The sequence below is a fragment of the Brevundimonas sp. AJA228-03 genome (assembly GCF_017795885.1).
Lineage (GTDB): Bacteria > Pseudomonadota > Alphaproteobacteria > Caulobacterales > Caulobacteraceae > Brevundimonas.
Genome location: NZ_CP059297.1, coordinates 2,352,857 through 2,374,072 on the forward strand (window position 1 = coordinate 2,352,857; position 21,216 = coordinate 2,374,072).

The 21,216-nt window shown below is 67.0% G+C and carries 27 protein-coding genes; 11 read left to right on the plus strand and 16 right to left on the minus strand.

Translation table 11 applies throughout. The features are described 5' to 3' along the window. The first annotated feature begins 69 nt into the window (after positions 1 to 69). Positions 70 to 345: a hypothetical protein gene (locus tag HZ989_RS11790; RefSeq protein WP_209321014.1), complete on the plus strand. Its 276-nt coding sequence runs from the start codon at positions 70 to 72 to the stop codon at positions 343 to 345. Next, positions 333 to 782, plus strand: coding sequence for a PIN domain-containing protein (locus HZ989_RS11795; protein ID WP_209321015.1), 450 nt, complete (start codon positions 333 to 335; stop codon positions 780 to 782). The genes HZ989_RS11790 and HZ989_RS11795 overlap by 13 nt, the downstream gene beginning before the upstream one ends. Here HZ989_RS11795 and tatC read toward each other — a convergent pair. The 5 genes from tatC to HZ989_RS11820 all read right to left on the minus strand — a co-directional run bounded on the left by tatC (position 767) and on the right by HZ989_RS11820 (position 3,124). Further along, positions 767 to 1,606: a twin-arginine translocase subunit TatC gene (gene tatC, locus HZ989_RS11800; protein ID WP_209323114.1), complete on the minus strand. Its 840-nt coding sequence runs from the start codon at positions 1,604 to 1,606 to the stop codon at positions 767 to 769. The two genes, HZ989_RS11795 and tatC, sit on opposite strands and share 16 nt — an antisense overlap. A 44-nt stretch (positions 1,607 to 1,650) precedes the next feature. After that, positions 1,651 to 2,166: a Sec-independent protein translocase protein TatB gene (tatB, locus tag HZ989_RS11805; protein WP_209321016.1), complete on the minus strand. Its 516-nt coding sequence runs from the start codon at positions 2,164 to 2,166 to the stop codon at positions 1,651 to 1,653. Positions 2,167 to 2,192: 26 nt separating this feature from the next. Next, a complete protein-coding gene (locus HZ989_RS11810) occupies positions 2,193 to 2,411 on the minus strand; it encodes a twin-arginine translocase TatA/TatE family subunit (protein WP_209321017.1) in 219 nt (72 codons plus the stop codon). Positions 2,412 to 2,504: 93 nt separating this feature from the next. Further along, positions 2,505 to 2,900 carry a type II toxin-antitoxin system death-on-curing family toxin gene (locus HZ989_RS11815; RefSeq protein ID WP_209321018.1) on the minus strand — a complete coding sequence of 132 codons (396 nt, stop codon included), beginning with the start codon at positions 2,898 to 2,900 and terminating at the stop codon, positions 2,505 to 2,507. Beyond that, on the minus strand, positions 2,897 to 3,124 hold the full coding sequence (locus HZ989_RS11820; RefSeq protein ID WP_209321019.1) for an AbrB/MazE/SpoVT family DNA-binding domain-containing protein: 228 nt from the start codon (positions 3,122 to 3,124) through the stop codon (positions 2,897 to 2,899). The genes HZ989_RS11815 and HZ989_RS11820 overlap by 4 nt, the downstream gene beginning before the upstream one ends. Positions 3,125 to 3,178: 54 nt before the next feature. Here HZ989_RS11820 and rnhA point away from each other — a divergent pair, with 54 nt between their 5' ends. Further along, the gene (gene rnhA, locus HZ989_RS11825) at positions 3,179 to 3,637 is read left to right on the plus strand and encodes a ribonuclease HI (protein ID WP_209321020.1); all 459 of its coding nucleotides are present in this window, start codon (positions 3,179 to 3,181) and stop codon (positions 3,635 to 3,637) included. On the opposite strand, the gene HZ989_RS11830 is transcribed toward rnhA, so the two are convergent. From HZ989_RS11830 to HZ989_RS11845, 4 genes are all read right to left on the minus strand, one after another. Beyond that, on the minus strand, positions 3,634 to 4,092 hold the full coding sequence (locus HZ989_RS11830; RefSeq protein WP_209321021.1) for an NfeD family protein: 459 nt from the start codon (positions 4,090 to 4,092) through the stop codon (positions 3,634 to 3,636). The genes rnhA and HZ989_RS11830 overlap by 4 nt on opposite strands. Positions 4,093 to 4,106: 14 nt before the next feature. Further along, positions 4,107 to 5,087, minus strand: coding sequence for an SPFH domain-containing protein (locus HZ989_RS11835; RefSeq protein WP_209321022.1), 981 nt, complete (start codon positions 5,085 to 5,087; stop codon positions 4,107 to 4,109). 124 nt (positions 5,088 to 5,211) lie between these two features. Beyond that, entirely contained in the window at positions 5,212 to 5,748 is a 537-nt protein-coding gene (locus HZ989_RS11840) for a hypothetical protein (RefSeq protein WP_209321023.1), read from the minus strand. 137 nt (positions 5,749 to 5,885) lie between these two features. After that, complete coding sequence (locus HZ989_RS11845) at positions 5,886 to 6,308, minus strand: NUDIX hydrolase (RefSeq protein ID WP_245162354.1); 423 nt, start codon at positions 6,306 to 6,308, stop codon at positions 5,886 to 5,888. 68 nt (positions 6,309 to 6,376) lie between these two features. Between HZ989_RS11845 and HZ989_RS11850 the strand changes: the two genes are divergently transcribed. From HZ989_RS11850 to HZ989_RS11870, 5 genes are all read left to right on the plus strand, one after another. Then, positions 6,377 to 7,792 carry an FAD-binding oxidoreductase gene (locus HZ989_RS11850; RefSeq protein WP_209321024.1) on the plus strand — a complete coding sequence of 472 codons (1,416 nt, stop codon included), beginning with the start codon at positions 6,377 to 6,379 and terminating at the stop codon, positions 7,790 to 7,792. A 71-nt stretch (positions 7,793 to 7,863) separates the two neighbouring features. Beyond that, positions 7,864 to 8,628 (plus strand): peroxide stress protein YaaA, encoded by a 765-nt coding sequence (gene yaaA / locus HZ989_RS11855; RefSeq protein ID WP_209321025.1) that lies wholly within the window; start codon positions 7,864 to 7,866, stop codon positions 8,626 to 8,628. Positions 8,629 to 8,738: 110 nt separating this feature from the next. Continuing rightward, positions 8,739 to 9,587: a 3-hydroxybutyrate dehydrogenase gene (locus HZ989_RS11860; RefSeq protein ID WP_245162355.1), complete on the plus strand. Its 849-nt coding sequence runs from the start codon at positions 8,739 to 8,741 to the stop codon at positions 9,585 to 9,587. Between the two features lie 21 nt (positions 9,588 to 9,608). Beyond that, positions 9,609 to 10,688, plus strand: coding sequence for a patatin-like phospholipase family protein (locus HZ989_RS11865; RefSeq protein WP_209321026.1), 1,080 nt, complete (start codon positions 9,609 to 9,611; stop codon positions 10,686 to 10,688). Positions 10,689 to 10,797: 109 nt separating this feature from the next. Beyond that, a complete protein-coding gene (locus HZ989_RS11870; RefSeq protein ID WP_209321027.1) occupies positions 10,798 to 11,184 on the plus strand; it encodes a VOC family protein in 387 nt (128 codons plus the stop codon). 45 nt (positions 11,185 to 11,229) lie between these two features. Here HZ989_RS11870 and HZ989_RS11875 read toward each other — a convergent pair whose 3' ends face one another. From HZ989_RS11875 to HZ989_RS11890, 4 genes are all read right to left on the minus strand, one after another. Continuing rightward, positions 11,230 to 12,063 carry a GDSL-type esterase/lipase family protein gene (locus HZ989_RS11875; protein ID WP_209321028.1) on the minus strand — a complete coding sequence of 278 codons (834 nt, stop codon included), beginning with the start codon at positions 12,061 to 12,063 and terminating at the stop codon, positions 11,230 to 11,232. 91 nt (positions 12,064 to 12,154) lie between these two features. After that, complete coding sequence (locus tag HZ989_RS11880; protein WP_245162532.1) at positions 12,155 to 13,075, minus strand: L-threonylcarbamoyladenylate synthase; 921 nt, start codon at positions 13,073 to 13,075, stop codon at positions 12,155 to 12,157. Next, on the minus strand, positions 13,072 to 13,650 hold the full coding sequence (locus HZ989_RS11885) for a YceI family protein (RefSeq protein ID WP_209321030.1): 579 nt from the start codon (positions 13,648 to 13,650) through the stop codon (positions 13,072 to 13,074). The genes HZ989_RS11880 and HZ989_RS11885 overlap by 4 nt, the downstream gene beginning before the upstream one ends. 6 nt (positions 13,651 to 13,656) lie before the next feature. Beyond that, entirely contained in the window at positions 13,657 to 14,208 is a 552-nt protein-coding gene (locus HZ989_RS11890) for a cytochrome b (protein ID WP_209321031.1), read from the minus strand. Positions 14,209 to 14,346: 138 nt separating this feature from the next. On the opposite strand from HZ989_RS11890, the gene HZ989_RS11895 reads away from it, so the two are divergent. Then, positions 14,347 to 16,131, plus strand: coding sequence for an acyl-CoA dehydrogenase (locus HZ989_RS11895; RefSeq protein ID WP_209321032.1), 1,785 nt, complete (start codon positions 14,347 to 14,349; stop codon positions 16,129 to 16,131). A gap of 188 nt (positions 16,132 to 16,319) precedes the next feature. On the opposite strand, the gene HZ989_RS11900 is transcribed toward HZ989_RS11895, so the two are convergent. Next, the gene (locus HZ989_RS11900) at positions 16,320 to 17,021 is read right to left on the minus strand and encodes a hfsB (protein ID WP_209321033.1); all 702 of its coding nucleotides are present in this window, start codon (positions 17,019 to 17,021) and stop codon (positions 16,320 to 16,322) included. A gap of 48 nt (positions 17,022 to 17,069) precedes the next feature. Next, positions 17,070 to 18,533 carry a chain-length determining protein gene (locus HZ989_RS11905; RefSeq protein WP_209321034.1) on the minus strand — a complete coding sequence of 488 codons (1,464 nt, stop codon included), beginning with the start codon at positions 18,531 to 18,533 and terminating at the stop codon, positions 17,070 to 17,072. A gap of 94 nt (positions 18,534 to 18,627) precedes the next feature. Between HZ989_RS11905 and HZ989_RS11910 the strand changes: the two genes are divergently transcribed. Then, positions 18,628 to 19,353: a polysaccharide biosynthesis/export family protein gene (locus HZ989_RS11910; protein ID WP_209321035.1), complete on the plus strand. Its 726-nt coding sequence runs from the start codon at positions 18,628 to 18,630 to the stop codon at positions 19,351 to 19,353. Between the two features lie 60 nt (positions 19,354 to 19,413). Here the strand turns inward: HZ989_RS11910 and HZ989_RS11915 are convergent, their stop codons facing one another. Further along, a complete protein-coding gene (locus HZ989_RS11915) occupies positions 19,414 to 20,271 on the minus strand; it encodes an NAD(P)-dependent oxidoreductase (protein ID WP_209321036.1) in 858 nt (285 codons plus the stop codon). Positions 20,272 to 20,351: 80 nt separating this feature from the next. Between HZ989_RS11915 and HZ989_RS11920 the strand changes: the two genes are divergently transcribed. Beyond that, positions 20,352 to 21,188 carry an enoyl-CoA hydratase-related protein gene (locus HZ989_RS11920; protein WP_209321037.1) on the plus strand — a complete coding sequence of 279 codons (837 nt, stop codon included), beginning with the start codon at positions 20,352 to 20,354 and terminating at the stop codon, positions 21,186 to 21,188. Positions 21,189 to 21,216 lie beyond the last annotated feature (28 nt).

The following is a 21,216-nucleotide window of genomic DNA, read 5'->3' on the forward strand; positions in this document are numbered from 1 at the left end:
CTACGTCTTGGCTAGCAAGATGTTCGGTCTGCTAGCCATTCCCCGGGCCTCCGTGATAGAAAGGAACCCATGGAACGCGCCCGATCCGCTCAGCTTAACATACGCTCCCGGTTCGCGCGTGAGCGCGCTGCGGACCTGGCTCGCCAGACGGGCATGACAACGACGCAGGTGGTGGAGGAAGCGTTGCGCGCTTTCCATCCGCCGGGCCCAAAACCGGCACCCGACGGCATGGTCTGGAAGGGCAGAATCCTTGTGCAGCGCGCCACTGGCCGCACCATCACACTTGAGGAAACGCTGGCCTCGATCGACGAGGATCGAAATGAACGCGGCCTATGCATCGACTGACAACGCTTCTCGACAGCAACGTCATCGTCGCTGGCCTTGAGGAGGACCATTCGCATCATGGGCCCTCGGTCCGGATCCTGATCGCCGCAGAGAACCAGCGTTTCGGCGTGGCGGCACACAGCTACGCTGAGGCATTCACGACCTTGACCAGGAGAAGTGGCCCCTCCCCTTACGGCTGGGAACCCGCCCGGGCCTGGGCTTCGCTTGAAAGCGTCTCCGCAGTCACCACGCTGGTAGGTTTGACGCCCACCCAAACCGTCTGGGCTGTGAGAGCCTTCAGCGAGCACGGTGGCATCGGTGCCAGAATCTACGACTGGCTTATCGGACAAGCCGCTATCGAGGCAGGAATTCCTCGCGTCGTGACATGGAATATCAGCCATCTGAGACCGCTGTTTCCGCAACTCGACATCCTGACGCCCGATCAGGCGCTGACCTGAACCTCGGCGTCCTCGTCCGTCTTGCGCCGCCACTCGATCAGCCGGACGCACCAGATCGACACCTCGTAAAGCAGGACCAGGGGCACGGCGAGCATCAGCTGGCTGATGGGGTCGGGCGGTGTGACGATGGCGGCCAGGACCACGACGGCGACGATGGCATAGCGTCGGCCCTCGCTCATCAGCTTGGACGAGATCAGCCCGGCCATGCCGAGCAGCGTCGTCACCACCGGCAGCTGGAAGCACAGTCCGAACGCCAGGATCAGCGACGTCACCAGGTTCAGATAGTCCGAGATCTTGGTCGTCAGCATCACGGTGATGCCCTCGCTGGAGATCTGCTGGCTCAGGGAAAACAGCATCACGAACGGCAGCATGACGTAATAGACCAGCGCCCCGCCCAGAAAGAACATCACCGGCGTGGCGATCAGGAACGGCAGGAAGGCCCCCTTCTCGTTGCGGTAAAGGCCCGGCGCGACGAAGGCGTACAGCTGATAGGCGATGACCGGGAACGACAGCACGATGGCCCCGAACCCGGCGATCTTCATCTTGGTGAACAGCTGTTCCAGCGGCGCCGTGGCGATCAGCTCGACCGCCGCCAGCCCGCCGGGAGGCAGCGGCTTCAGGCCCATGGCAATGGCCAGCAGGTCCAGCGGATTGCCGTGTGTGCCCCGGGCGACAGCATCGGCATGGACGGCGGCGGCCGCCTGGAACGGCTTGATCAGCTCGACCTGCAGCTGGGCCGCGAAGAAGAAGCACAGGATGAAGGCCAGGATGAAGGCCACCACGCACCAGATCAACCGCCCGCGCAGCTCGATCAGGTGATCCATCAGGGGCGCCCGCGACGCCTCGATCTCGGCCTCGTCGCGAACGGTCACAGGTCGATCTTGCTGTTACGCGGCGCGCGGGGCCTGGCGGCCTTGGGCGGCGCCTTCGCGGTCGTGCCCGCCGAGATCGCCTTGGCAGACGCGGCGCGAGGCTTGCGGGAAGCCTTGGCTGCGGGCGCGACGGCCTCCGGCGCCGGCATCGTCACGGCCTCGGGGAACTCCGGCTGGTCCAGAACCACGGACGGCGGCAGGCTCTCGACGTGAGCGGGGCGTTCCAGATCGGCCTTGATGTCCTTGAAGGCTGCGTCGGCGGCGGCCCCCAGGGGCACCATCTGGCTGGTGCGCAGGGCCTCGACCTCTTTCCGAAGCTCGTCCAGTTCGGACTGGCGGGCCATGTCTTCGAAGCTGGCACGAAACTCATTGGCCATGCCCCGCGCCCTGGCGACCATCTTGCCCAGCGCGCGCAGCATGCCGGGCAGCCGCTCGGGTCCCACGACCACGAGGGCGACGATGCCGATCACAACGTATTCGAGGCCCCCGATCCCGGGGCCGAGGCCGCCCATCCGTCAGGCTCTCTTCCCGCCCGCGACTAGCGCTTCAGCTCTTCCTTTTCCGCGTCGGTGCGCGGCAGGCTGCTGACGCCCTCATGCGGACCGTCCTTCTTGTCCTCGTCCTTCAGGCCCTCGCGGAAGGCCTTGATGCCCTTGGCCGCGTCACCCATCAGGCCCGAGATCTTGCCCTTGCCCCCGAACAGCAGCGCAACGATCAAGATGACAAAGGCCCAATGCCAGATGCTCATAGCGCCCACGGAACAATCTCCTCGAACGGACCGGAAGCGGCCCGCGTCAAACATACGCTGCATATAGTCCAACGGATGGCGACGCGCCAAGCGAATGCGGCGTCACGACGCCGTACTGTTGGCCCTGATCCATTCGGCGAGGGCCTCAATGTCTACATCACCAGCCGCGACGGCCAGCATCGTCTCGATAGCGTCTACCTTGTCAGCCTGAAGCGGGGAGCCGTTGAGAGCGAGAAACAGAATCAAGGCCTGATAGGCGGCGCGCTTGTTGCCATCGACGAACGGGTGGTTCGACGCCACCCCGACCGCATAGGTCGCGGCCAGCACGGCGAGGCTCGTTTCGCCGTCGTAGAAGAACCGGTTCCCTGGGCGCTGCAAAGCCGATTCCAGCAAACCTTCGTCCCGAAGGCCCGATGGTCCGCCATGCAGCGCCAGACTTCGGTCATGCAGCGCCACGATCGCGGCCTGTTCGAGCCAGACCGGTTCGCGCGTCTTCATTTGGCCAGGGCGCGGAAGACATCTCGATGCTCGTCCATGAGTTTCTCACCCAGGGCGATCTGGCGCTGAACCGAGTCATCATAGGGCGACAGACGCATCGATCCATCCGGCGCGCGGGTCAGATAGAGGGTTTGGCCCTTCTCGACCCCCAGTTCCACCAGGGCCTCCTTCGGCAGCACGACGCCGACCGAGTTTCCGACCTGGGTGACTTTGAGCGCGATCATGACTGGCCTCTCTTTCGACCCACTGTATAACACACGTTATAACGCCATGCGAGAATGCCCGTGTCCCACGTGATCATCCACACCGACGGCGCCTGCAAGGGTAACCCGGGCCCAGGCGGCTGGGGCGCGATCATTCAGTTTGGCGAGCGCACCAAGGAACTGTCGGGCGGAGAGCCGCTGACCACCAACAACCGCATGGAGCTGACCGCCGCCATCATGGCGCTGGAGGCCCTGACCCGCCCGTGCCGGATCGACCTGCACACGGACAGCAAATATGTGATGGATGGCATCACCGGATGGATCCATGGCTGGAAGGCGCGCGGCTGGAAGACGGCGGACAGGAAGCCGGTGAAGAACGACGACCTGTGGAAACGCCTCGACGTCGCCCGCACCCGGCACGAGGTGAAGTGGCACTGGGTCAAGGGCCACGCCGGCCACGCCCTGAACGAACGCGCCGACCAGCTGGCGAACCGCGGCATCGAGGAGATGCGAGCGGCGAAGGCGAGAACCTAGGCCGCGCGAACCTTCAGGCCCGACCCCAGGCTCGATTCGACGACGACGTCCGATCCCACATCGGGTGCCGGGCCCTCGATCTCCGCCGGCCACTCGGCACCCGACACGAACACCCGCCCCCGTCCGCTGACGAAGGCCGACACCACCCTGGCCCGCTGTCCGACCAGCCGGCCGTCGCGGTCGTTGATATCGGGGCTGTCCGACGGGTTCACCCGCTGGATCAGTCGGCGCGACAGCAGGGTCGAGAGCAGGGTCAGGGCTGCGAACAGACCGATCTCGACCGGCAGACCCAGCCGCAGACCCAGGGCGGTCAGGACCGCGACGATCCCGGCGGACACGGCCGGCCAAAGTAGCCACTCGGTCGAGAAGGCGGCTTCGACGGCCAGCAACAGAACGCCAAGCGCCAGCCAGATCCAGAAGGGCTGTGCGGCATAGATGTCGGCGATCGCGGTCATGAGGGTGCTCCGGATCAGGCGGTGGGCGGGACGGTACCGCCACGGGGACGTGGTGGAGGCGGTGGCGGGGGCGCGGCGCGGGTCATCTGCTGCTGGTCGCGGGCCAGACCGACCAGCTCGCCGATCCCGGCGATGGTGCCGACCAGGCTGCCCATCTCGGCGGGCACGATGACCGTCTTGGCGGTCGGGTTCCGCGCCAGTTCGGCGAAGGCCTCGACGTACTTCTGGGCCACGAAATAGTTGATGGCGTTGACGTCGCCCGCCGCGATGGCCTGGCTGACCATGGCCGTCGCCTTGGCCTCGGCCTCGGCCGCGCGCTCGCGGGCCTCGGCGTCGCGGAAAGCGGCTTCCTTGCGACCCTCGGCCTGCAGGATGGCGGACTGTTTGGCCCCCTCGGCGCGGGCGATGGCAGCCTGTTTCTCGCCCTCGGCCTCGGTGATGACGGCGCGACGTTCGCGCTCGGCCTTCATCTGGCGCGCCATGGCATTGGTGATGTCGACGGGCGGGGTCAGGTCCTTGATCTCGATCCGGTTGACCTTGACGCCCCACGGCTCGGTCGCCGCGTCGATCACGGTCAGCAGACGCGAGTTGATGTTGTCGCGCTGGAACAGGACCTCGTCCAGATCCATCGATCCGACGACGGTCCGCAGATTGGTCGAGCACAGCTGGGTGATCGCATAGGGCAGGTTCTCGACCCGATAGGCCGCGGCCGAAGCCTCCATCACCTGGATGAAGACGATGGCATCGACCTTCACCATGGCGTTGTCCTTGGTGATCACCTCCTGCTGGGGCACGTCCAGGACCTGCTCCATCATGTTCATGCGCCGCCCGATCCGCTCGACGAACGGGGTCAGGATGCTGATGCCCGGCTTCAGGGTCTTGGTGTATTTGCCGAACCGCTCGACGGTCAGTTCCCGCCCCTGGGGCACGATCTTGACCACGCTGAACAGCATGACGATGGCCAGGACCACCAGCGCGAGTGCGAAATAGCTCATTCGTTTCCTCCAACGTCGGACATGTTACGCCTGCGCCGAGGCCTGTTCCATCGAAACCGGTCACCTCCAAACGAAAACGGCGGCCCCCGAGGGGACCGCCGCAAGGCTCGGATTGAAAAGAAGATTACTCTTCTTCTTCCTCGTCTTCTTCGTCGTCGGAATCGTCTTCTTCTTCGTCTTCCTCGTCCTCATCGTCCGAGTCGTCCTCGTCCTCGTCCTCGTCCTCGTCGTCAGAGTCGTCTTCGTCTTCGTCTTCGTCTTCGTCTTCGTATTCGTCCTCGTCTTCATCTTCTTCTTCGTCTTCCGAGGGATCTTCCTCATCGACGTCGTCGTCCTCGACCTCGAAGCCGCTGCCGGAGCACAGGTCGACGTCATAGACTTCTTCGGTGTCGCCATCCTCGTAGGTGGCCTGGACGTCCTGGATGCACTCGTCGCCGACTTCGAAGGTCACTTCGACGCCATCGCCGGGAGCGATTTCTTCGTCGAGCAGGTTCTCGCCGAAGTCCTCGACCGAGGTGCCGGAAATGGCCAGCTCGGTGATGGCGACTTCACCGTCATTGGTAACCGTCAACGTGGCCTGGGCCATGGCGGCGGTGCCGAAGGCGCTCATGCCGATCACGAGAGCGGCAGTGGACGCTGCAGCGAGCAAGGTCTTCTTCATTCGATATCTCCCCCGAGTCGGCACAACGCCGAACTCTTTGCTGTGTGGCAGACGACACCGGCAAAGTCATCCGGGTCGACTGAGGTTTGTGTCGCTTTTCGGGCCTCAATAGGTAAGTGACGACACCTGACAGAGTGTCAGGCCCTTCCGGCCAACCGGACTCCGGCAGCGATGATGCGGCGGGTCTGATCCCAGTCGACGGCTTTCAGCGCCTCGTCGATCGACATGAATGTGGCTTCGGCCGCGTCGTCGCCCGCCACAGGCACGCCTTCGATCCATTCGGCGGCATAGTCGATGAGGACATAGTGGCGACCCTCATCGGCAAAGATGCCGTCGACGACGTCGATCAATCCGATGAGGCGCGCGGTCACACCGGTCTCCTCGCGCAGTTCACGAAGAGCGGCGTCCATGGCCCGCTCACCCGGCGCGATCCGACCGCCCGGCAGGCTCCACTGGCCGATGCGCGGCGCCGTCCCTCGCCGAATCATCAGCACCTGGTCACCCTTCAGGCAGACGACCCCCACAGCAGGAACCGGGATCATGGCGGTTGGCGATGTCATCGCCGCATCATAGCTGTCCGGCAGCGGTTTGGGGTGGCAAATGCGGCCATGCTTTGAGACAAGGCGACATGAGCGCGAGCCCCCCTCCCCCCGTCGACGCCGTCATCGCCCTGAAGGCCGCCCTCGGCCCGGCCGGCTGGACCGAGGATGCGGCCGAGATCGCGCCCTGGCTGACCGAATGGCGCAACAAATGGCATGGCAACACGCCCCTGATGCTGAAGCCGGCCACGACCGCCGAGGTCGCGCAGGCTGTGGCAATCTGCGCCCGCCACGGTGTCGCCATCGTGCCCCAGGGCGGCGATACCGGCCTGGTCGGCGGTCAGATTCCCTATGGAGAGGTGCTGCTGTCCACCCGTCGCCTGCGGACCGTGCGCGACGTCACGCCGTTGGACGACGCCATGACCGTCGAGGCGGGCGTCACCCTGCTGGAGGCCCAGCAACTGGCGGCGAAGGCCGACCGGTTCTTCCCGCTCAGTCTCGCGGCCGAGGGCACGGCGACGATCGGGGGCGTGATTTCGACCAACGCCGGCGGCACCGCCGTGATTCGCTATGGCGTCATGCGCGATCTGGTGCTGGGCATCGAGGCGGTCATGCCCGACGGTCAGGTCTTCAACGGCCTGAAGCGGCTGAGGAAGGACAACACCGGCTATGATCTGAAGCAGCTGCTGATCGGGGCCGAGGGCACGCTGGGCGTCGTCACGGCCGCGACGCTGAAGCTGTTCCCGATCATGCGAAGCCGCGCGACGGCCGTCGTCGGCCTGGCCGATCCCCACGCGGCGATCCAGCTGCTGGCCCGCGCCAAGGCCGAGACCGGCGGCGGGGTCGAGGCGTTCGAACTGATGAAGCGCGTCGGTGTCGATTTCGCCCTGAAGCACATCCCCGGTGTCCGCGAGCCGCTGGACAGTGTCCAGCCCTGGTATGCCCTGATCGAGCTGACGTCGGGCGAACCGGGCGCGGCCGAGGCCGGGATGGAGCGCATCCTGTCCACGGCCTTCGAGACCGACCTGATCACCGATGCCGCCATCGCCCAGAACGAGACGCAGGTTCGCGACTTCTGGAAGCTGCGCGAGGAGCAGTCTGCCGCCCAGAGGCCCGAGGGCGGCGGCTGGAAGCATGATGTCTCGGTCCCCGTCAGCCGCATCGCCGACTTCCTGGACGAAGCCACCGCCGCCGTCGAACGGTTCGAGCCCGGCGCGCGGGTCAGCGCCTTCGGCCACGTCGGCGATGGCAATATGCACTACGACGTCCTGTGCCCGCCCGGTGCGGACCTGCAGGCCTTCCTGGGTCGGTGGGAGGCGGGATCGCAGGTCGTCCATGACATCGTCGCCCGCTATGAAGGCTCCATCAGCGCCGAACACGGGCTGGGGCGGCTCAAGACCGACGAGGCTCGCCGCTACAAGTCGCCGCTCGAGATTGCCACCATGCAGGCGATCCGGGCCGCCATCGACCCGAAGCGGATCATGAACCCGGCGGTCCTGTTCTGAGGCGATCGGCACCCTTCATTCCGTCACCGAACCAGCCTAGACACGCCGGCTGACGAACGGAGCTCCTGCCCTTGCTGATCGTGCTGTCCCCGGCCAAACGGCTGGACTTTTCCGAACCCGCCCTCACGGTCCCGGCGACCCGGCCGCGGTTCACCGACGACCTGGCCAGTCTGGCGCGCACGGCCAAGCGCCAGACCAAGGCCGACCTGCGTCGGCTGATGAGCATTTCCGACGATCTGGCCCGGCTCAACCGCGAGCGGTTCCAGGCCTTCGATCCGGCCGCGACCGATGTCGGCATCCAGGCCGCCTTCGCCTTCGCAGGCGACGTCTATCAGGGTCTGGAGGCGCGGACGCTGGACGAGACGGCGCTGGCCTGGTCCCAGGATCACCTGCGCATTCTGTCGGGGCTCTATGGCCTGCTGCGCCCTCTGGACCGGATCCAGCCCTATCGGCTGGAGATGGGCGTGCGGTTGAAGACGCGTCGCGGGTCCAGCCTGTACGACTTCTGGGGCGACCGGATCTCGAAACAGCTGAACGCCGATGCGGCGGACCAGTCCGACCCCACCCTGGTCAACCTGGCCAGCCAGGAGTATTTCGGCGCGGTCGACGCCCGGGCGCTGAAACTGCCTGTCGTTACCCCCCAGTTCCGTGAGACCAAGGACGGCGAAAGCCGCATCATCTCCTTTTTTGCCAAGAAGGCGCGCGGGTCGATGGCCCGGTTCGCCATCGACGAACGAATCGGGAAGGCTGCGGACCTCAAGGCCTTTGCCCGCGACGGCTACGCCTTCGACAAGGCGGCCTCGACCGACACCGACTGGATATTCACCCGGGCATGAAATTTGCCCCGGCCTGTCGCCTTCGCAGTCGCGAACAGCTAGGCTGACGGAACCTAGAAACCGTCGCGCCTCTTTGCGCGGCACCAGGAAACCAGAGTGGACGAGACCCCATGTTCCAGTGGCCCGGCAAGAAGGATGGTGAAGCGACCGAGCGCCCCGTCTATCGCAATCCCGATGACCTGAAGGGTCAGGTCGCGGTCATTTCCGGTTCCACCTCGGGCATCGGCCTGGCGCTGGCCCGGGCGGTCGCATCGCGCGGCGGCGACGTGGTGCTGAACGGTCTGGGCGATCCCTCTGAGATCGAACGCACCCGCGCCGAGCTGGAGGCCAGCTGTGGCGTCCGTGTGCGCTATCACGCCGCCAACATGCTGAAGGGTGACGAGGTGGCCGACATGGTCGCCTTCGGCAAGCACCAGCTGGGTCGCGTCGACATTCTGGTGAACAACGCCGGCATCCAGCATGTCGAGGCGGTCGAGAAATTCCCGTCCGACAAGTGGGAACAGATCATCGCCATCAACCTGTCCTCGACCTTCTATGCCACCCGCGCCGCCATCCCGATCATGAAGGCGCAGGGGCGCGGCCGGATCGTCAACATCGCCTCGGCCCACGGTCTGGTCGCCAGCCCGTTCAAGTCGGCCTATGTCGCCGCCAAGCACGGCGTGGTCGGCTTCACCAAGACGGTCGCTCTGGAAGTCGCGCGCGACAACATCACCTGCAACGCCATCTGCCCCGGCTATGTCGAGACGCCGCTGGTCCAGTCGCAGATCGCCGATCAGGCCAGGGCGCGCGGCATCTCGAAGGAAAAGGTCATCACCGACGTGATCCTGGAGGCGCAACCCACCAAACAGTTCGTCACCACGGAGCAGCTTTCGGGCCTGTTCCTGTATCTGATTTCCGACCTGGGGGCCTCGGCCAACGGGGCGTCCTTCTCGATCGACGGCGGCTGGACCGCGCAATAAGGCCAGCACAGCCGGGGGCGAATGGCGCTTTTCAGACGCAAGGCCACGCCGGTGCCCGCCCCCGAGGCGGCCGATCCCGCGTCCCCGCGTCCCATCTGTCTGGCCATGCAGGGCGGCGGGGCGCACGGTGCTTTCCAGTGGGGCGTGCTGGACCGGTTGCTGGAGGACGGGCGGCTGGACATCCGGGCGGTGACCGCCGCCTCGGCCGGGGCCATGAACGGCGCGGCCCTGGTGTCGGGCCTGGCGACCGGCGGGGCGGTCGGAGCCCGCAAGGCGCTGGACAAGCTGTGGCGCGAGACCAACCAGTCGGGCGGCAAGAACGTCTTCGGCGACACCTCGATCTGGTCCAATGCCCTGACCCCGGCCTGGCTGAAGGACACCACCCTGTGGCGGGCGTCGGAGACGCTGGCGATGTCGATGTCGCCCTATGAGTTCAACCCGCTGAACCTGAACCCACTGAACCGTGTCTTGAATGCCTCGATCGATTTCGAGGCGATCCGGGGCTCGGATATCAAGCTGCACGTCGCCGCCACCGCCGTGCGCCATGCCCGGTCGCGGGTGTTCGCCAATGCGGAGATCACCGATCAGGTGCTGCTGGCCTCCGCCTGCCTGCCCCAGCTGTTCCAGGCGGTCGAGATCGACGGAGAGCCCTATTGGGACGGCGGCTATCTGGCCAATCCGCCGCTCTGGCCCCTGTTCTACGAGGACACGCCGAATGACGTCCTGCTGATCACCCTCAACGCCTTCGAGCGGGCCGATACGCCCAAGGCCCCCGGCGACATCATGGACCGGTTGAACGAGGTCGTCTTCAACGCGCCGCTGGTCGCCGAACTGCGCGCCGTCGCCTTCGTCCAGGACCTGATCGAACAGGGCCGGCTGACGCCCTCGGCCCAGGACCGCTACCGCAACATCCTGATGCACGCCATCGAGGCGGACCACTGGCTGGGCGACCTGTCTCTGGGCTCCAAATTCAACACCGAATGGACCTTCCTCAACGACCTGAAGACCCGCGGCCGGGCGGCGGCGGAGGAATGGCTGGAGAGCTGTTTCGGGGACGTGGGCGTGCGGTCCAGCGTCGATCTGCAGGCGCGGTTCGGGTAGGCGGACCTTCGGGTCGAAATGTCCATCGCCGATATATTGCAAGCCGGAGATCGTCCGCGCAGGCTGGATAGGGACCCAGCCTCGTCGTCCATCCAGCCAGAGAGTATCCATGCCCATCCCCGAGACCGTGGGCGCCTTCGCCATCGTTCCGAGCAACGATCTGGCGGCGGCGATACCATTCTGGGAGCGTCTTGGCTTCGCCCGGACCGGTGGCGATAAGACCTATTGCATCATGACGGGCTGGGGATGTGAGGTCCATTTGACCCAGGCCGGAGCTGGTCCCTGGGCAGTCCCGGAATCGCATAATCCTTTCGGCGTCTTCATCCGGACGCCGGATGTGGAGGCCATCGCGGCACGTGTGGACGACCTGATCATTCGCCCGGGCGGCATTCTGCGACACCGCGAATGGGGGCTTTATGAAGTCGGCGTGTGCGGTCCGGACGGGCTTCTGGTCCGCATCGGATGGCCCTCTCACCTCATGCCGGGCTTCGGATGAAACCAGCAAGATGACGGGGTCGGGCCGGGAACAGCGGGAGCGCTGTTATTGCCGCAAGTCGTCCAGAAACGGCACCAGACGGTCCCGCCAGGCGCGATAGCCATCCTCGTCCGGATGCACCGCGTCCATGAAGAAGGCCCGGTTCTGCTGACCGTCCGGGGTCAGAAAGGTCGGATACAGGTCGAGATAGCGGACGTAGGCGGTCTGTGGGCTTTCGGAGGCGAAGGCGGCGAGCGCCGCATTGACCGGCTTCACGACGTTTTCGTTCCGATCGGTCTCGTTGGTCGGCAGCAGCGACTGGAGAACGATCACCGCACGCGGTTTGCGGGCATGCACGGCCTCCACGACGGCGCGGACGCCTTCGAAGATGCTGGAGACGGCGGGATCCTCGGCGGCCCAGCTGTTGTTGATGCCGATGAGCAGTACGATGACCTCGGGATCGAGGTCCGGTCGATCCAGTTCCCCCAGACCGCCCTCGCCTTTCGGCAGAATGCGCTGGAGCACGTGCTCGGTCCGGTCGCCGGAGATGCCCATGTTGAGGGCGAGGTATGCGCTGTCCGCGCCGCCGAACGTCCCGGTCCAGACCGCCCGTCCTCCCGTGGTGCCCGGGAACCAGGGGTTCTCGGCCATGGTCCAGAAATCGGTGATCGAGTCGCCGAGGAAGACCAGCCGGATCGGCGCGAGACTGGCCGGATCCGACAGCCGGGCCTCGATCTCGTTGAGCCGCTGCTGCCAGTATTCGATCCGGGCCGTCGGCCGGGTCGAGGCAAACGGCTCGGGCGTCTGGGCCATCGCGGCGCTGCCGATGGAGGCTGCCAGAAGCGACAGAACCAGGGTCCAGACGCGTTGGGGGTGGCGTGCCCCGATGATGCTCGACATGTCCGACGTTCCCCTTGTTGCACGGAGGACTGTCACGAGACCTTCAGACACGCAACATGACTTGCAAATCGGAGTTCGATCCCGGTCGAGCCTACCCCACAAACCCCGCCGCCCGCCGCAGTCGGTCGTTGATCGCCTCACCCAGCCCCGCCATCGGCACGGAGGCGACGGCGATGCCCGCAGGGTGCTCGCGGTCCGCCTCGCGCAGCAGGCGGAACAGGTTGGCGGCGGCCTCGCGCGGGTCGCCCGATACGCTCAGGCTCCAGCGGGCCTCCCCTACACCCGGGCCGAAGCCCAGCAGTATCTCGCCGGGGCGGGGGCCATCCAATGCGTCTATCCGGACGGGGGCGTCGGGGGCGTAGTGGGTGGTCAGGCGCCCGGGGGAGCGGTGGCCGTGGTCGCTGGTCTCCAGCGGCCCGACCAGGGCCTCGATCTGATCGCGGGTCACGGCCCCGGGGCGCAGCAGGGCGACGCGGCCGCCCAGCACCGAGACCACCGTGCTCTCGACCCCTACGGAGCAGGGGCCTCCGTCGAGAGCAGCGGCGGCGGACGCTCCCGTCTCCTCCACCGCATCGGCGAAGGTGGTCGGGCTGGGGCGGCCGGAGCGGTTGGCCGAGGGCGCGACGACGGGGCCACCGAAGGCCCGCAGCAGCGCCCGGGCGAGCGGATGGCCCGGCACCCGCACCGCGACGCTGTCCAGCCCGGCCCTGGCAAGGTCGCAGACCCGGTCGCCTGGCCGAACCGGAGCCACGATCGTCAGGGGGCCCGGCCAGAAGGCGGTGGCCAGCTTCCGCGCCGCATCGTCGAACACGGCGATGGCCCCGGCCGCCCCGACATCCGCGATATGGGCGATCAGGGGGTTGAACCGGGGTCGGCCCTTGGCCTCGAAGATCCGGGCGACGGCGTCGGCGTTGCCGGCATCGGCCGCCAGCCCATAGACGGTCTCGGTCGGCAGGATCACGAGCTGCCCGGCCCGTAGCGCCGCGACGGCCGCGTCCGGACCTTCGGTCAGGCGGACCGTGTCGCCAGCGAGACGTCCACCCGCACCTGTCGGCCGATCAGCCTGTTCCACGTTCCCTGCGTTCCAATTCCGTAGGCGGCCCGGTCCAGCGAGAAGCCGCCGGTCATCTGCGCCGTCCGGCCATCGCTGCGCAAGGTCACCGGGAAGCTGACCGGACGGGTCACACCCTTCATGGTCACATCCGCCTCGGCCGTGAACCGCTCGCCGTCCAGACGCCGCAGCGACGTCAGTTGAAAGCGGATGTCGGGAAAGCGTTCGGTGTCGAGCAGGCCGGGACCGATGGCCGGGCGGGTCAGGGCGGCATTGTCCATGCGCAGGGACGCGGCTTCGACCGTGACGGCGACGCGCGCCGTCTCCGGCGCTTCGGGGTCGAAGCGCACGTCGGCATTCCAGCGCTCGAATCGGCCGCGACGCAGGCCCAGCGGACTGGCGACCCGCATCGTGATGCTGGACTGCGCGGGCACGGCGACCCACCGGCTGACCTGGGCCAGGACCGGCGGACCGTCGAGGGCGGCGACCGCTGCTGCGAGCAGGACCAGAGCCGACAGGGACCGACGGCGGATCATCGGTGCCTAGGGACGGCGCGGAATGAACGGCACCATGCGGTGCAGCACATTGTCGCGATCGATGAACTGGTGCTTCAGCGCCGCCAGCACGTGCAGAGCCAGCAGGACGTACAGGAACTTCACCCCAAGCTCGTGCATGTCCATGAAGGTGCCCGCCAGATCACGGCTCTGCGGCAGCGGCAGCAGGGGCCAGTTGAACAGGCCGAAATAGCTGATATCTCGCCCGGCCGCGCTGGACGCCGCCCAGCCGCCCAGCGGCAGGCCGATCAGCAGGACGTAGAACAGCACATGCGTGCCCCGCGCCGCGATCTTCTGCCACTGAGGCGTTCCGGGCGGCATGGGCAGGGCGGGATTGGCGATCCGCCAGCCGATTCGGGCCAGGGTCAGCAGCAGGATGGTCAGGCCGATCTCCTTGTGCAGGACCACGAACTGGCGCGATTGCGGACCCTCTGTGGCCTCGTGCGCGGCGATCAGCAGGACCTGCGTGAGCACCAGCAGGGCCAGGCCCCAGTGGAAGATCAGCGATACGATCGAATAGCGATTGCGTGGCTCGGCCATGCGGTGTCCCCGTTGAAGTCGTAGGCGCAACTTGGCGCACCTGAGGCCAGACGCCAAGCCATCCCTTGCCTGACGCTACGGCATCATCGCATGAAGACGCAGAACGGAGCGGTGCATGGCTCCGAAAAGGATCTGCCCATGACCTATCGTGCCCCCGTCCGCGACCTGGCCTTCAGCCTGACCGCCGTCGCCGGCATCGACGACCTGGCCGCCACCGGGGCCTTTCCCGACTATGACGGCGATGTGCTGACCGCCGTGCTGGAAGCGGCCGGCCAGTTCTCCGAGGAAGTCCTGGCTCCGCTGAACCGGCCCGGCGATCTGGCCGGGGCGAAATATGCGAACGGGGCGGTCACGGCCGCGCCGGGATTCGCCGACGCCTATCGCCAGTTCGCGGCGGGCGGCTGGACCGGTCTGGCGGCGCCCGCCTCGGCCGGGGGGCAGGCCCTGCCCAAGGCGCTGGAGCTGGCGGCCTATGAGACCGTGCACGCCGCCAATATGGCGTTCGGCCTGTGCCCCATGCTGTCGCTGGCGGCCATCGAGGCCATCGAGGCGCACGGCACCGAGCATCAGAAGACCGCCTATCTGCCGCGCATGGTCAGTGGCGAATGGACCGGGGCCATGTGCCTGACCGAGCCCCAGGCCGGGTCGGACCTGGGGGCGCTGACGTCCACCGCCACGCCGAACGGCGACGGGACGTACAGCCTGACCGGCCAGAAGATCTACATCACCTGGGGCGACCACGACGCGACGGACAACATCGTCCACCTGGTCCTGGCCCGGCTGCCCGATGCGCCCGCCGGACCCAAGGGCATCAGCCTGTTCCTGGCCAACAAGTATCTGGTCAAGGACGACGGCACCCTGGGCGACCGTAATGCCTTCCGGCCCGTCGGCATCGAGCACAAGCTGGGCATCCACGCCTCGCCCACCTGCGTGATGCAGTACGAGGGGGCGACGGGCGAACTGGTCGGGCGACCGAACGAGGGCCTGGCCCATATGTTCACCATGATGAATGCGGCGCGGGTGGGAGTTGGCATGGAGGGGGTCGGCATCGCCGATCGGGCCTACCAGCACGCCCTGGCCTATGCCCTGGACCGGCGTCAGGGACGATCGGTCTGGTCCGGCGAGGCCGGAGCCCCGATCTTCGATCATCCGGACGTGCGCCGCACCCTGTCGGTCATGAAGGCCCGGATCGAGGCAGCGCGGGCCATCTGCCTGTCCACCGGCGTGGCCGCCGACATGGCCCGCCATGCCGCGACGCCCGAACTGCGCGCCCACTGGAAGGGCCGCGAGGACCTGCTGACCCCCATCGCCAAGGCCTGGTCGACGGACGCCGGGGTCGAGATCGCCTCGCAGGGGGTGCAGATCCATGGCGGCATGGGCTTCGTCGAGGAAACCGGCGCGGCCCAGTTCTATCGCGATGCCCGGATCGCCCCGATCTATGAGGGCACCAACGGCATCCAGGCCATGGACCTGGTCGGTCGCAAGCTGTCGCAGGACGGCGGGGCCTCGGCCAAGGCCGTGATCGCCGAGATGAAGGCCACGCTGAGGGCGCTCGGCGGCCTCTATTCCGGCAAGCCGGTCGAGCGGTTCAGGACGGCGATCGAAGCGGTCGAGGACGCCACCCTGTGGATTCTGGACCGCAAGGCCGATCCGGCCGGGGCCGCCGACGTGCTGGCCGCAGCCGACGCCTATCTGAAGCTGATGGGCGACGTCATCGGCGGCTGGATGCTGGCGAGAGGTGCCCTGGCTGCCAGGTCCAAGCTGAACGCCGGCGACGGCGATCCGGCCTGGCTGGAGGGCAAGATCGCCCTGTACGAAGTTTACGCAGCCAACATCCTGGGTCACGCGTCCAGCCGACTGGCGGCCGTGGGCCAGGGCGGCGACCTGCTGCAGCGCCTGGACCGCGGGGCGCTGGGGGTCTGAAGCCCCGAATTGCACTCGAAAAAAACGGGTGCAAAAGGTGCAATCGACGCTGAAACCCAGTGGTGGCCTGACGGAGCCGATTGCACCTGTGCAACCTGCGTGTACGCCGCGCATCCCGGCGAAATCCCCCATGAGCCGTGTCGCAACCGATAGCACAGGCCTGCGTCAGTTTCGGACGTAGCGTGCCCTTACCCCGTCAGCCGCCTCAGGAATGCCGGCGGGCGATAGGTGGAGCGGTTGACGACCACCCCGGCGATGCGGCCGCCGACCGCCTCGATCTCGTCGCGCAGGATCACGGGTTCGGCGGCCCCTGACATTTCGCCTGCGACCACCAGGACGGTCGCATTCACGAACGGGGCCAGGGTGATCGACAGGTCGCTGCGGTCCGCGGCCGGTGCATCGATGATGATGGTGTCGGCGTGCCTGCGCATTGCATCCCAGTAGCGGTGGTCGGGAAGGGCCTCGACGCGCTGACCCGAGCGCAGCAGCTCGGCCCGGAACCGCGTGACCCACAGACGCCCGCCCAGACAGGGTCGGGCCGTCATCAGGCGCGCCGGAGCGACCGGCTTGCGGTCGCGCCCGATCACCGGCGGGCTGACGGCATAGAAGCTGGAGCCGTCGGGCGAGGATGCCACTGCGGCCCCCAGACGCCCGAAGCGGTCCCGGTCGGCAGCGACCGCTTCCAGCTGACAAGGCTGGGTCAGGTCCGCGTCGATCAGCCAGACGGGCTTTCGCGCCCGCACGGCCGCCAGCCGGGCGAACTCGCGCGCGACGGTGGAGGCCCCCTCCCCGGTACTGGCGCAGGCGAACTGGAGGACCCGGCCGCGGTGGGCGGGAGCCGATCCCAGCGCGGCCCAGAGGCCCGCCATTTCGCTTGTGAGATCGACCATCGAATCGGTTACGCGGTGACTGTCGGGGGAAAGGCTATCATGCCCCCTTCAGACCGCCTTCATCGGAGCCACGGCGAGGACCGGCATGTCCAGCGTCCGGCCGACGATCGCGGGGGTCGACAGACCCCGGCGCGTGAACACCCGCAACAGGCCCACGCACAGCGCTGTAAAGCCCGCGAACAGGAAGGCGAGTACCATCAGCGGCAGCTTGAGGCTGGTGCCGCGTGTGGGGGCGGCGGCACGCTCGATCACCCGGACGTTGTCGGCCCCGGCGCGCACCAGACCGGCATCGGCGCGGCTCTGGGCCTCGCGCTGCTGGAAGTCGCGGATGTTGGCGGTCAGGACGTCGCGATTGGAGGCAAGCGTTGCATTTTCAGACTCCTCGCGCGTCATCTTCGCCTGACGGTCGAGGATTTCGGCCAGTTGGCGATTGACGGAAGAAAGCCGGGCCGCGAGCGAGTCCCGTTCGGCCCGGGTCGTGATCCGGGTCGTTTCCAGCTCGGTCCAGACCGGATTCGGCCCCAGACGTACCTCCTTGGCCCCGACCGTGGTGCCCGAGGCCACATAGGCCTGAAGCCCGGCGATCCGCGCCTCGATGTCCTGCACCGGCTGGCTGTCGGGTTGGTAGCGCGCCAGAAGCTGTTCCCGCTCGGTGCGCAGCTGCAGGATCTGGTCCTGGGCCGAGACATTGAGGTCCTGCTGCAGCGTCACTTCCGCCGGCGTAATGGCCTGTTGCGCCTCCAGGGTCTGAAGCCGCCGCGTCGCCTGGTTCAGCTGGTTCTCCACCGACAGCTTTTCGGTCAGGGTCGACTGATAGACCGCCGCCAGCGCCGTCTTGGTCGATGCGAAATCGCCGATGTCGTTTGACGCCAGAAAGGCCTCATAGGCCGCATCGACATCGGCCAGTTCGTCCTCGAACACCCGACGCTGTGACTGGATCGCGGACGTGGAGCGGTCCTGGAAGACCTCGCGCCGATAGATCAGATACTGGTCGAGAATGGCGTTCAGGATGCGGGCCGACCTGTCGGCGTCGTCGCTTTCGAAGCCCAGGCCGATGATCGCGCTCTGCGGCGTGGTCGAGATCATGAGACCGTCGTTGATGGCCTTGATCGCATCGCCTTCCTGCTTGGCAAGCGGGTCGGTCGAGACCTTGCCGGGCTTGTGGAAGAACTCCAGGCTGAGCGCGCGGACGGCACGCAGCTTGACCTCGCGGCTGCCGATGATGTTGGCTTCGGCCTGGGCGACCTCACCGGGCGCGGGCGGCGTCGACTGACGGTCGCCCAGCCCCACGCGTGGCTGATAGACGTATTCCTGACCGGCCCCGACGAACAGGCTGGCCCCGGCGGTATAGGTCTTCTTCAGCGTCAGGACCACGCCGGCTCCGATGGCGAACAACACCAGGAAAATCACGATCATCAGCGCCAGCTCACGAAACAGCAGGCCGATGACGTCGAACACCCCGTAACGGGGGCGAGCCGAGACATAGGTCGTCGTGCTGGCCGTCGAACGCATGGGAAAAAGCGAATCCGTGGAATCGTAAACAAGGTTAATCCTTCAACCGTCGGCGTTAACCACTGGTTACCCATGATCGGCGAGGGTCGGCTTCATGCTTCATCGGCGACAGATTCTGTGGACCCTGGGCGCGGCAGTGGTCGCCGCGTCGACGGCAGGCTGTGCCAGCGGCCAGAGCGGTCCGCCGTCAAGCCGCGTGCAGACGTCCGGCTTTCCCGCCATCGCCTTCGCCGACTGGACCGACGCGGAGCCTGAATACCTCCTCTATCCCGGAGACGAGATCGAGGTTGCGACGCCGACCGCGACCGAACTGACCCGCACCATCAAGGTCGGACCCGACGGGCGGATCGCCCTGCCCCTGATCGGTCAGGCCATGGCGGCAGACCGGACGCTGGCGGAACTGGAATACCAGTTGTCCAGTGCCTACGCCTCACAACTGGTCCGGCCGATGGTCGAGGTGACGCTGAAGACGGCGGGACCTGTGAAGGTCTGGGTGGCCGGCGAGGTGCGGACGCCCGGCGTCTATGACATGAACGGCGACATGGACGCCTATCAGGCGATCGTCCAGGCCGGTGACTTCCTGGCCGGTGCCAAGCCCCAGCAGGTGGCGCTGATCCGGCGCGGACCGGGCGGCATCCGGATGATGCGTGTCGTGGACCTGAGGCCCCGTCGCGGCGAGGTCGTGGCCCTGCGGCGCGGCGACATCCTGTTCGTGCCACGCTCGACCCTGGGCGAACTGGCCAACTTCTTCACCCAGGTGCGGGCGGCTCTTCCGGTCGGCTTCAACTACTCGATCAACGGGCAGTATCAGCAGTTTTAGGCTGTGAGACCGCAAATGGAGTGCTGGCGACCCGGTCCACCGGGCAGCCACCCGCCCCCCTCACCCCACCACGACCCCCGGCGGCGGCACACTGTCCGCCGGGACGAAGAAGTCAGGCATCAGGGGCTTTCCGGGGTCGACGCTATACTTTTCGAAATCGCGCACCCCGCGCTCGTACAGGAAGCTGTCGTCGATCAGGAACCGGCCGGTCAGCTCGCGTGACGGGGTGGTGAAGATGGCATGGGCGGCGTCGGCCATGATCTCGGGCGTGCGGCAATGGGCCAGTCCGTCCTTGCCGGTCAGGGCGAACTCGATGGCGGCGGTGGCGATACCGGTGCGGGGCCACAGGCCGTTGCAGGCGATGCCGTCCTCCCGGAACTCATCCGCCATCCCCAGCATGGCCAGGCTCATGCCGTATTTGGCCATGGTGTAGGCCACATGCGGGCCGAACCAGCGGGGCGACAGGTCCAGGGGCGGCGACAGGGCCAGAATGTGCGGGTTCTGCGCCTGTTTCAGGTGCGGGATACAGGCCCTGGACACCAGAAAGGTCCCGCGGGCGTTGACCTGGTGCATCAGGTCATAGCGTTTCATGTCCGTGGCCAGGGTGCCGGTCAGCTGGATGGCCGAGGCATTGTTGACGCAGATGTCGATGCCGCCGAAGCGCGCCACCGCGGCCTCGACCGCCGCGAGGACCGAGGCCTCGTCGCGGACGTCGACGATCAGCGGCAGGGCCTGCCCCCCGGCGGCCTCGATCTCTGCGGCGGCGGAGTAGATGGTGCCCGGCAGGTGTTTGTGCGCCTCGGCGGTCTTGGCGGCGATGACCACATTGGCCCCGTCGCGCGCCGCCCTCAGGCCAATGGCCAGTCCGATGCCACGGCTGGCACCTGTGATGAACAGCGTCTTGCCCTGAAGTGACATGAGGCTTGGCTCCCGGTTGGTTTCAATAGAAAACGCTTCGAACGCCAATGACACAGATTCCGCACAGGAGGGAAAGACCCATGTCGGCCTTCGAGATCACCCGTGACGGTGCCGTCGCCCAACTGAAGCTCTCGCGGCCCGAGGCGTCCAACGCCCTGGACCTGTCGTTCTGGCGGGATTTCGGACCTGCCCTGAGGGCGCTGGATGCGACGGGCGAGGTCCGCGCCCTGGTCATCTCCGGCGAGGGCCGCAACTTCTGTGCGGGCATGGACATCTCCGTCTTCTCGTGCGGGGCCATTATGAAGACGGACACGGCGGCGGAGCGCCAGGCCTTTCATCAGGCTGCGCGCGAGTTGCAGGACACCCTCACCATGATCGAGCGGGTGCGGTTTCCGGTCATTGCGGCCGTCCAGGGGGCCTGCGTCGGGGCCGGCCTCGACCTTGTCGCCGCCTGTGATCTGCGGCTGGCGGCGGTCGGGGCGTATTTCCGCATCGAGGAGATCAATATCGGCATGATGGCCGACGTCGGCAGCCTGCAGCGGCTCCCGTATGTCCTGCCCGAGGCGGTGGTTCGCGAACTGGCCTATCTGGGCACATCCCTGAGCGCCGAACGGGCCGAGCGGCTGGGCTTCGTCAATGCAGTCCTGCCGGACTCCGGGGCGTTGGCGGCCGCGGCGCTGGAGATGGCGCTGGCCATCGCCGCCAAGGCCCCGCTGGCGATCTCGGGCTCAAAGGCTGCGGTCACCTATGCGCGGGACCACACGGTCGCCGAGGGGCTGGAGTGGGCCGCCGTGATGCAGGGGTCGATCTGGAACACGGCGGACATCCTGGCCGCCATCCAGGCACGCATGATGCGGACCTCCGCCGAATTCGCCCCACTCGCACCTCTTGCCGGCTTCGGCACGGCGGCAGACTGACTCTCCATCCCCGGTTCGGCTTTGGCAT

Excerpts from the sequence above, each read along its gene's own strand:
- HZ989_RS11790 (WP_209321014.1), top strand. The coding sequence starts at position 70 with ATGGAACGCGCCCGATCCGCTCAGCTTAACATACGCTCCCGGTTCGCG.
- HZ989_RS11795 (WP_209321015.1), top strand. The coding sequence starts at position 333 with ATGCATCGACTGACAACGCTTCTCGACAGCAACGTCATCGTCGCTGGC.
- tatC (WP_209323114.1), bottom strand. The coding sequence starts at position 1,606 with ATGGATCACCTGATCGAGCTGCGCGGGCGGTTGATCTGGTGCGTGGTG.
- tatB (WP_209321016.1), bottom strand. The coding sequence starts at position 2,166 with ATGGGCGGCCTCGGCCCCGGGATCGGGGGCCTCGAATACGTTGTGATC.
- HZ989_RS11815 (WP_209321018.1), bottom strand. The coding sequence starts at position 2,900 with ATGAAGACGCGCGAACCGGTCTGGCTCGAACAGGCCGCGATCGTGGCG.
- HZ989_RS11820 (WP_209321019.1), bottom strand. The coding sequence starts at position 3,124 with ATGATCGCGCTCAAAGTCACCCAGGTCGGAAACTCGGTCGGCGTCGTG.
- rnhA (WP_209321020.1), top strand. The coding sequence starts at position 3,179 with ATGCCCGTGTCCCACGTGATCATCCACACCGACGGCGCCTGCAAGGGT.
- HZ989_RS11830 (WP_209321021.1), bottom strand. The coding sequence starts at position 4,092 with ATGACCGCGATCGCCGACATCTATGCCGCACAGCCCTTCTGGATCTGG.
- HZ989_RS11835 (WP_209321022.1), bottom strand. The coding sequence starts at position 5,087 with ATGAGCTATTTCGCACTCGCGCTGGTGGTCCTGGCCATCGTCATGCTG.
- HZ989_RS11840 (WP_209321023.1), bottom strand. The coding sequence starts at position 5,748 with ATGAAGAAGACCTTGCTCGCTGCAGCGTCCACTGCCGCTCTCGTGATC.
- HZ989_RS11845 (WP_245162354.1), bottom strand. The coding sequence starts at position 6,308 with ATGACATCGCCAACCGCCATGATCCCGGTTCCTGCTGTGGGGGTCGTC.
- HZ989_RS11850 (WP_209321024.1), top strand. The coding sequence starts at position 6,377 with ATGAGCGCGAGCCCCCCTCCCCCCGTCGACGCCGTCATCGCCCTGAAG.
- HZ989_RS11860 (WP_245162355.1), top strand. The coding sequence starts at position 8,739 with ATGTTCCAGTGGCCCGGCAAGAAGGATGGTGAAGCGACCGAGCGCCCC.
- HZ989_RS11865 (WP_209321026.1), top strand. The coding sequence starts at position 9,609 with ATGGCGCTTTTCAGACGCAAGGCCACGCCGGTGCCCGCCCCCGAGGCG.
- HZ989_RS11870 (WP_209321027.1), top strand. The coding sequence starts at position 10,798 with ATGCCCATCCCCGAGACCGTGGGCGCCTTCGCCATCGTTCCGAGCAAC.
- HZ989_RS11875 (WP_209321028.1), bottom strand. The coding sequence starts at position 12,063 with ATGTCGAGCATCATCGGGGCACGCCACCCCCAACGCGTCTGGACCCTG.
- HZ989_RS11885 (WP_209321030.1), bottom strand. The coding sequence starts at position 13,650 with ATGATCCGCCGTCGGTCCCTGTCGGCTCTGGTCCTGCTCGCAGCAGCG.
- HZ989_RS11890 (WP_209321031.1), bottom strand. The coding sequence starts at position 14,208 with ATGGCCGAGCCACGCAATCGCTATTCGATCGTATCGCTGATCTTCCAC.
- HZ989_RS11895 (WP_209321032.1), top strand. The coding sequence starts at position 14,347 with ATGACCTATCGTGCCCCCGTCCGCGACCTGGCCTTCAGCCTGACCGCC.
- HZ989_RS11900 (WP_209321033.1), bottom strand. The coding sequence starts at position 17,021 with ATGGTCGATCTCACAAGCGAAATGGCGGGCCTCTGGGCCGCGCTGGGA.
- HZ989_RS11905 (WP_209321034.1), bottom strand. The coding sequence starts at position 18,533 with ATGCGTTCGACGGCCAGCACGACGACCTATGTCTCGGCTCGCCCCCGT.
- HZ989_RS11910 (WP_209321035.1), top strand. The coding sequence starts at position 18,628 with ATGCTTCATCGGCGACAGATTCTGTGGACCCTGGGCGCGGCAGTGGTC.
- HZ989_RS11915 (WP_209321036.1), bottom strand. The coding sequence starts at position 20,271 with ATGTCACTTCAGGGCAAGACGCTGTTCATCACAGGTGCCAGCCGTGGC.
- HZ989_RS11920 (WP_209321037.1), top strand. The coding sequence starts at position 20,352 with ATGTCGGCCTTCGAGATCACCCGTGACGGTGCCGTCGCCCAACTGAAG.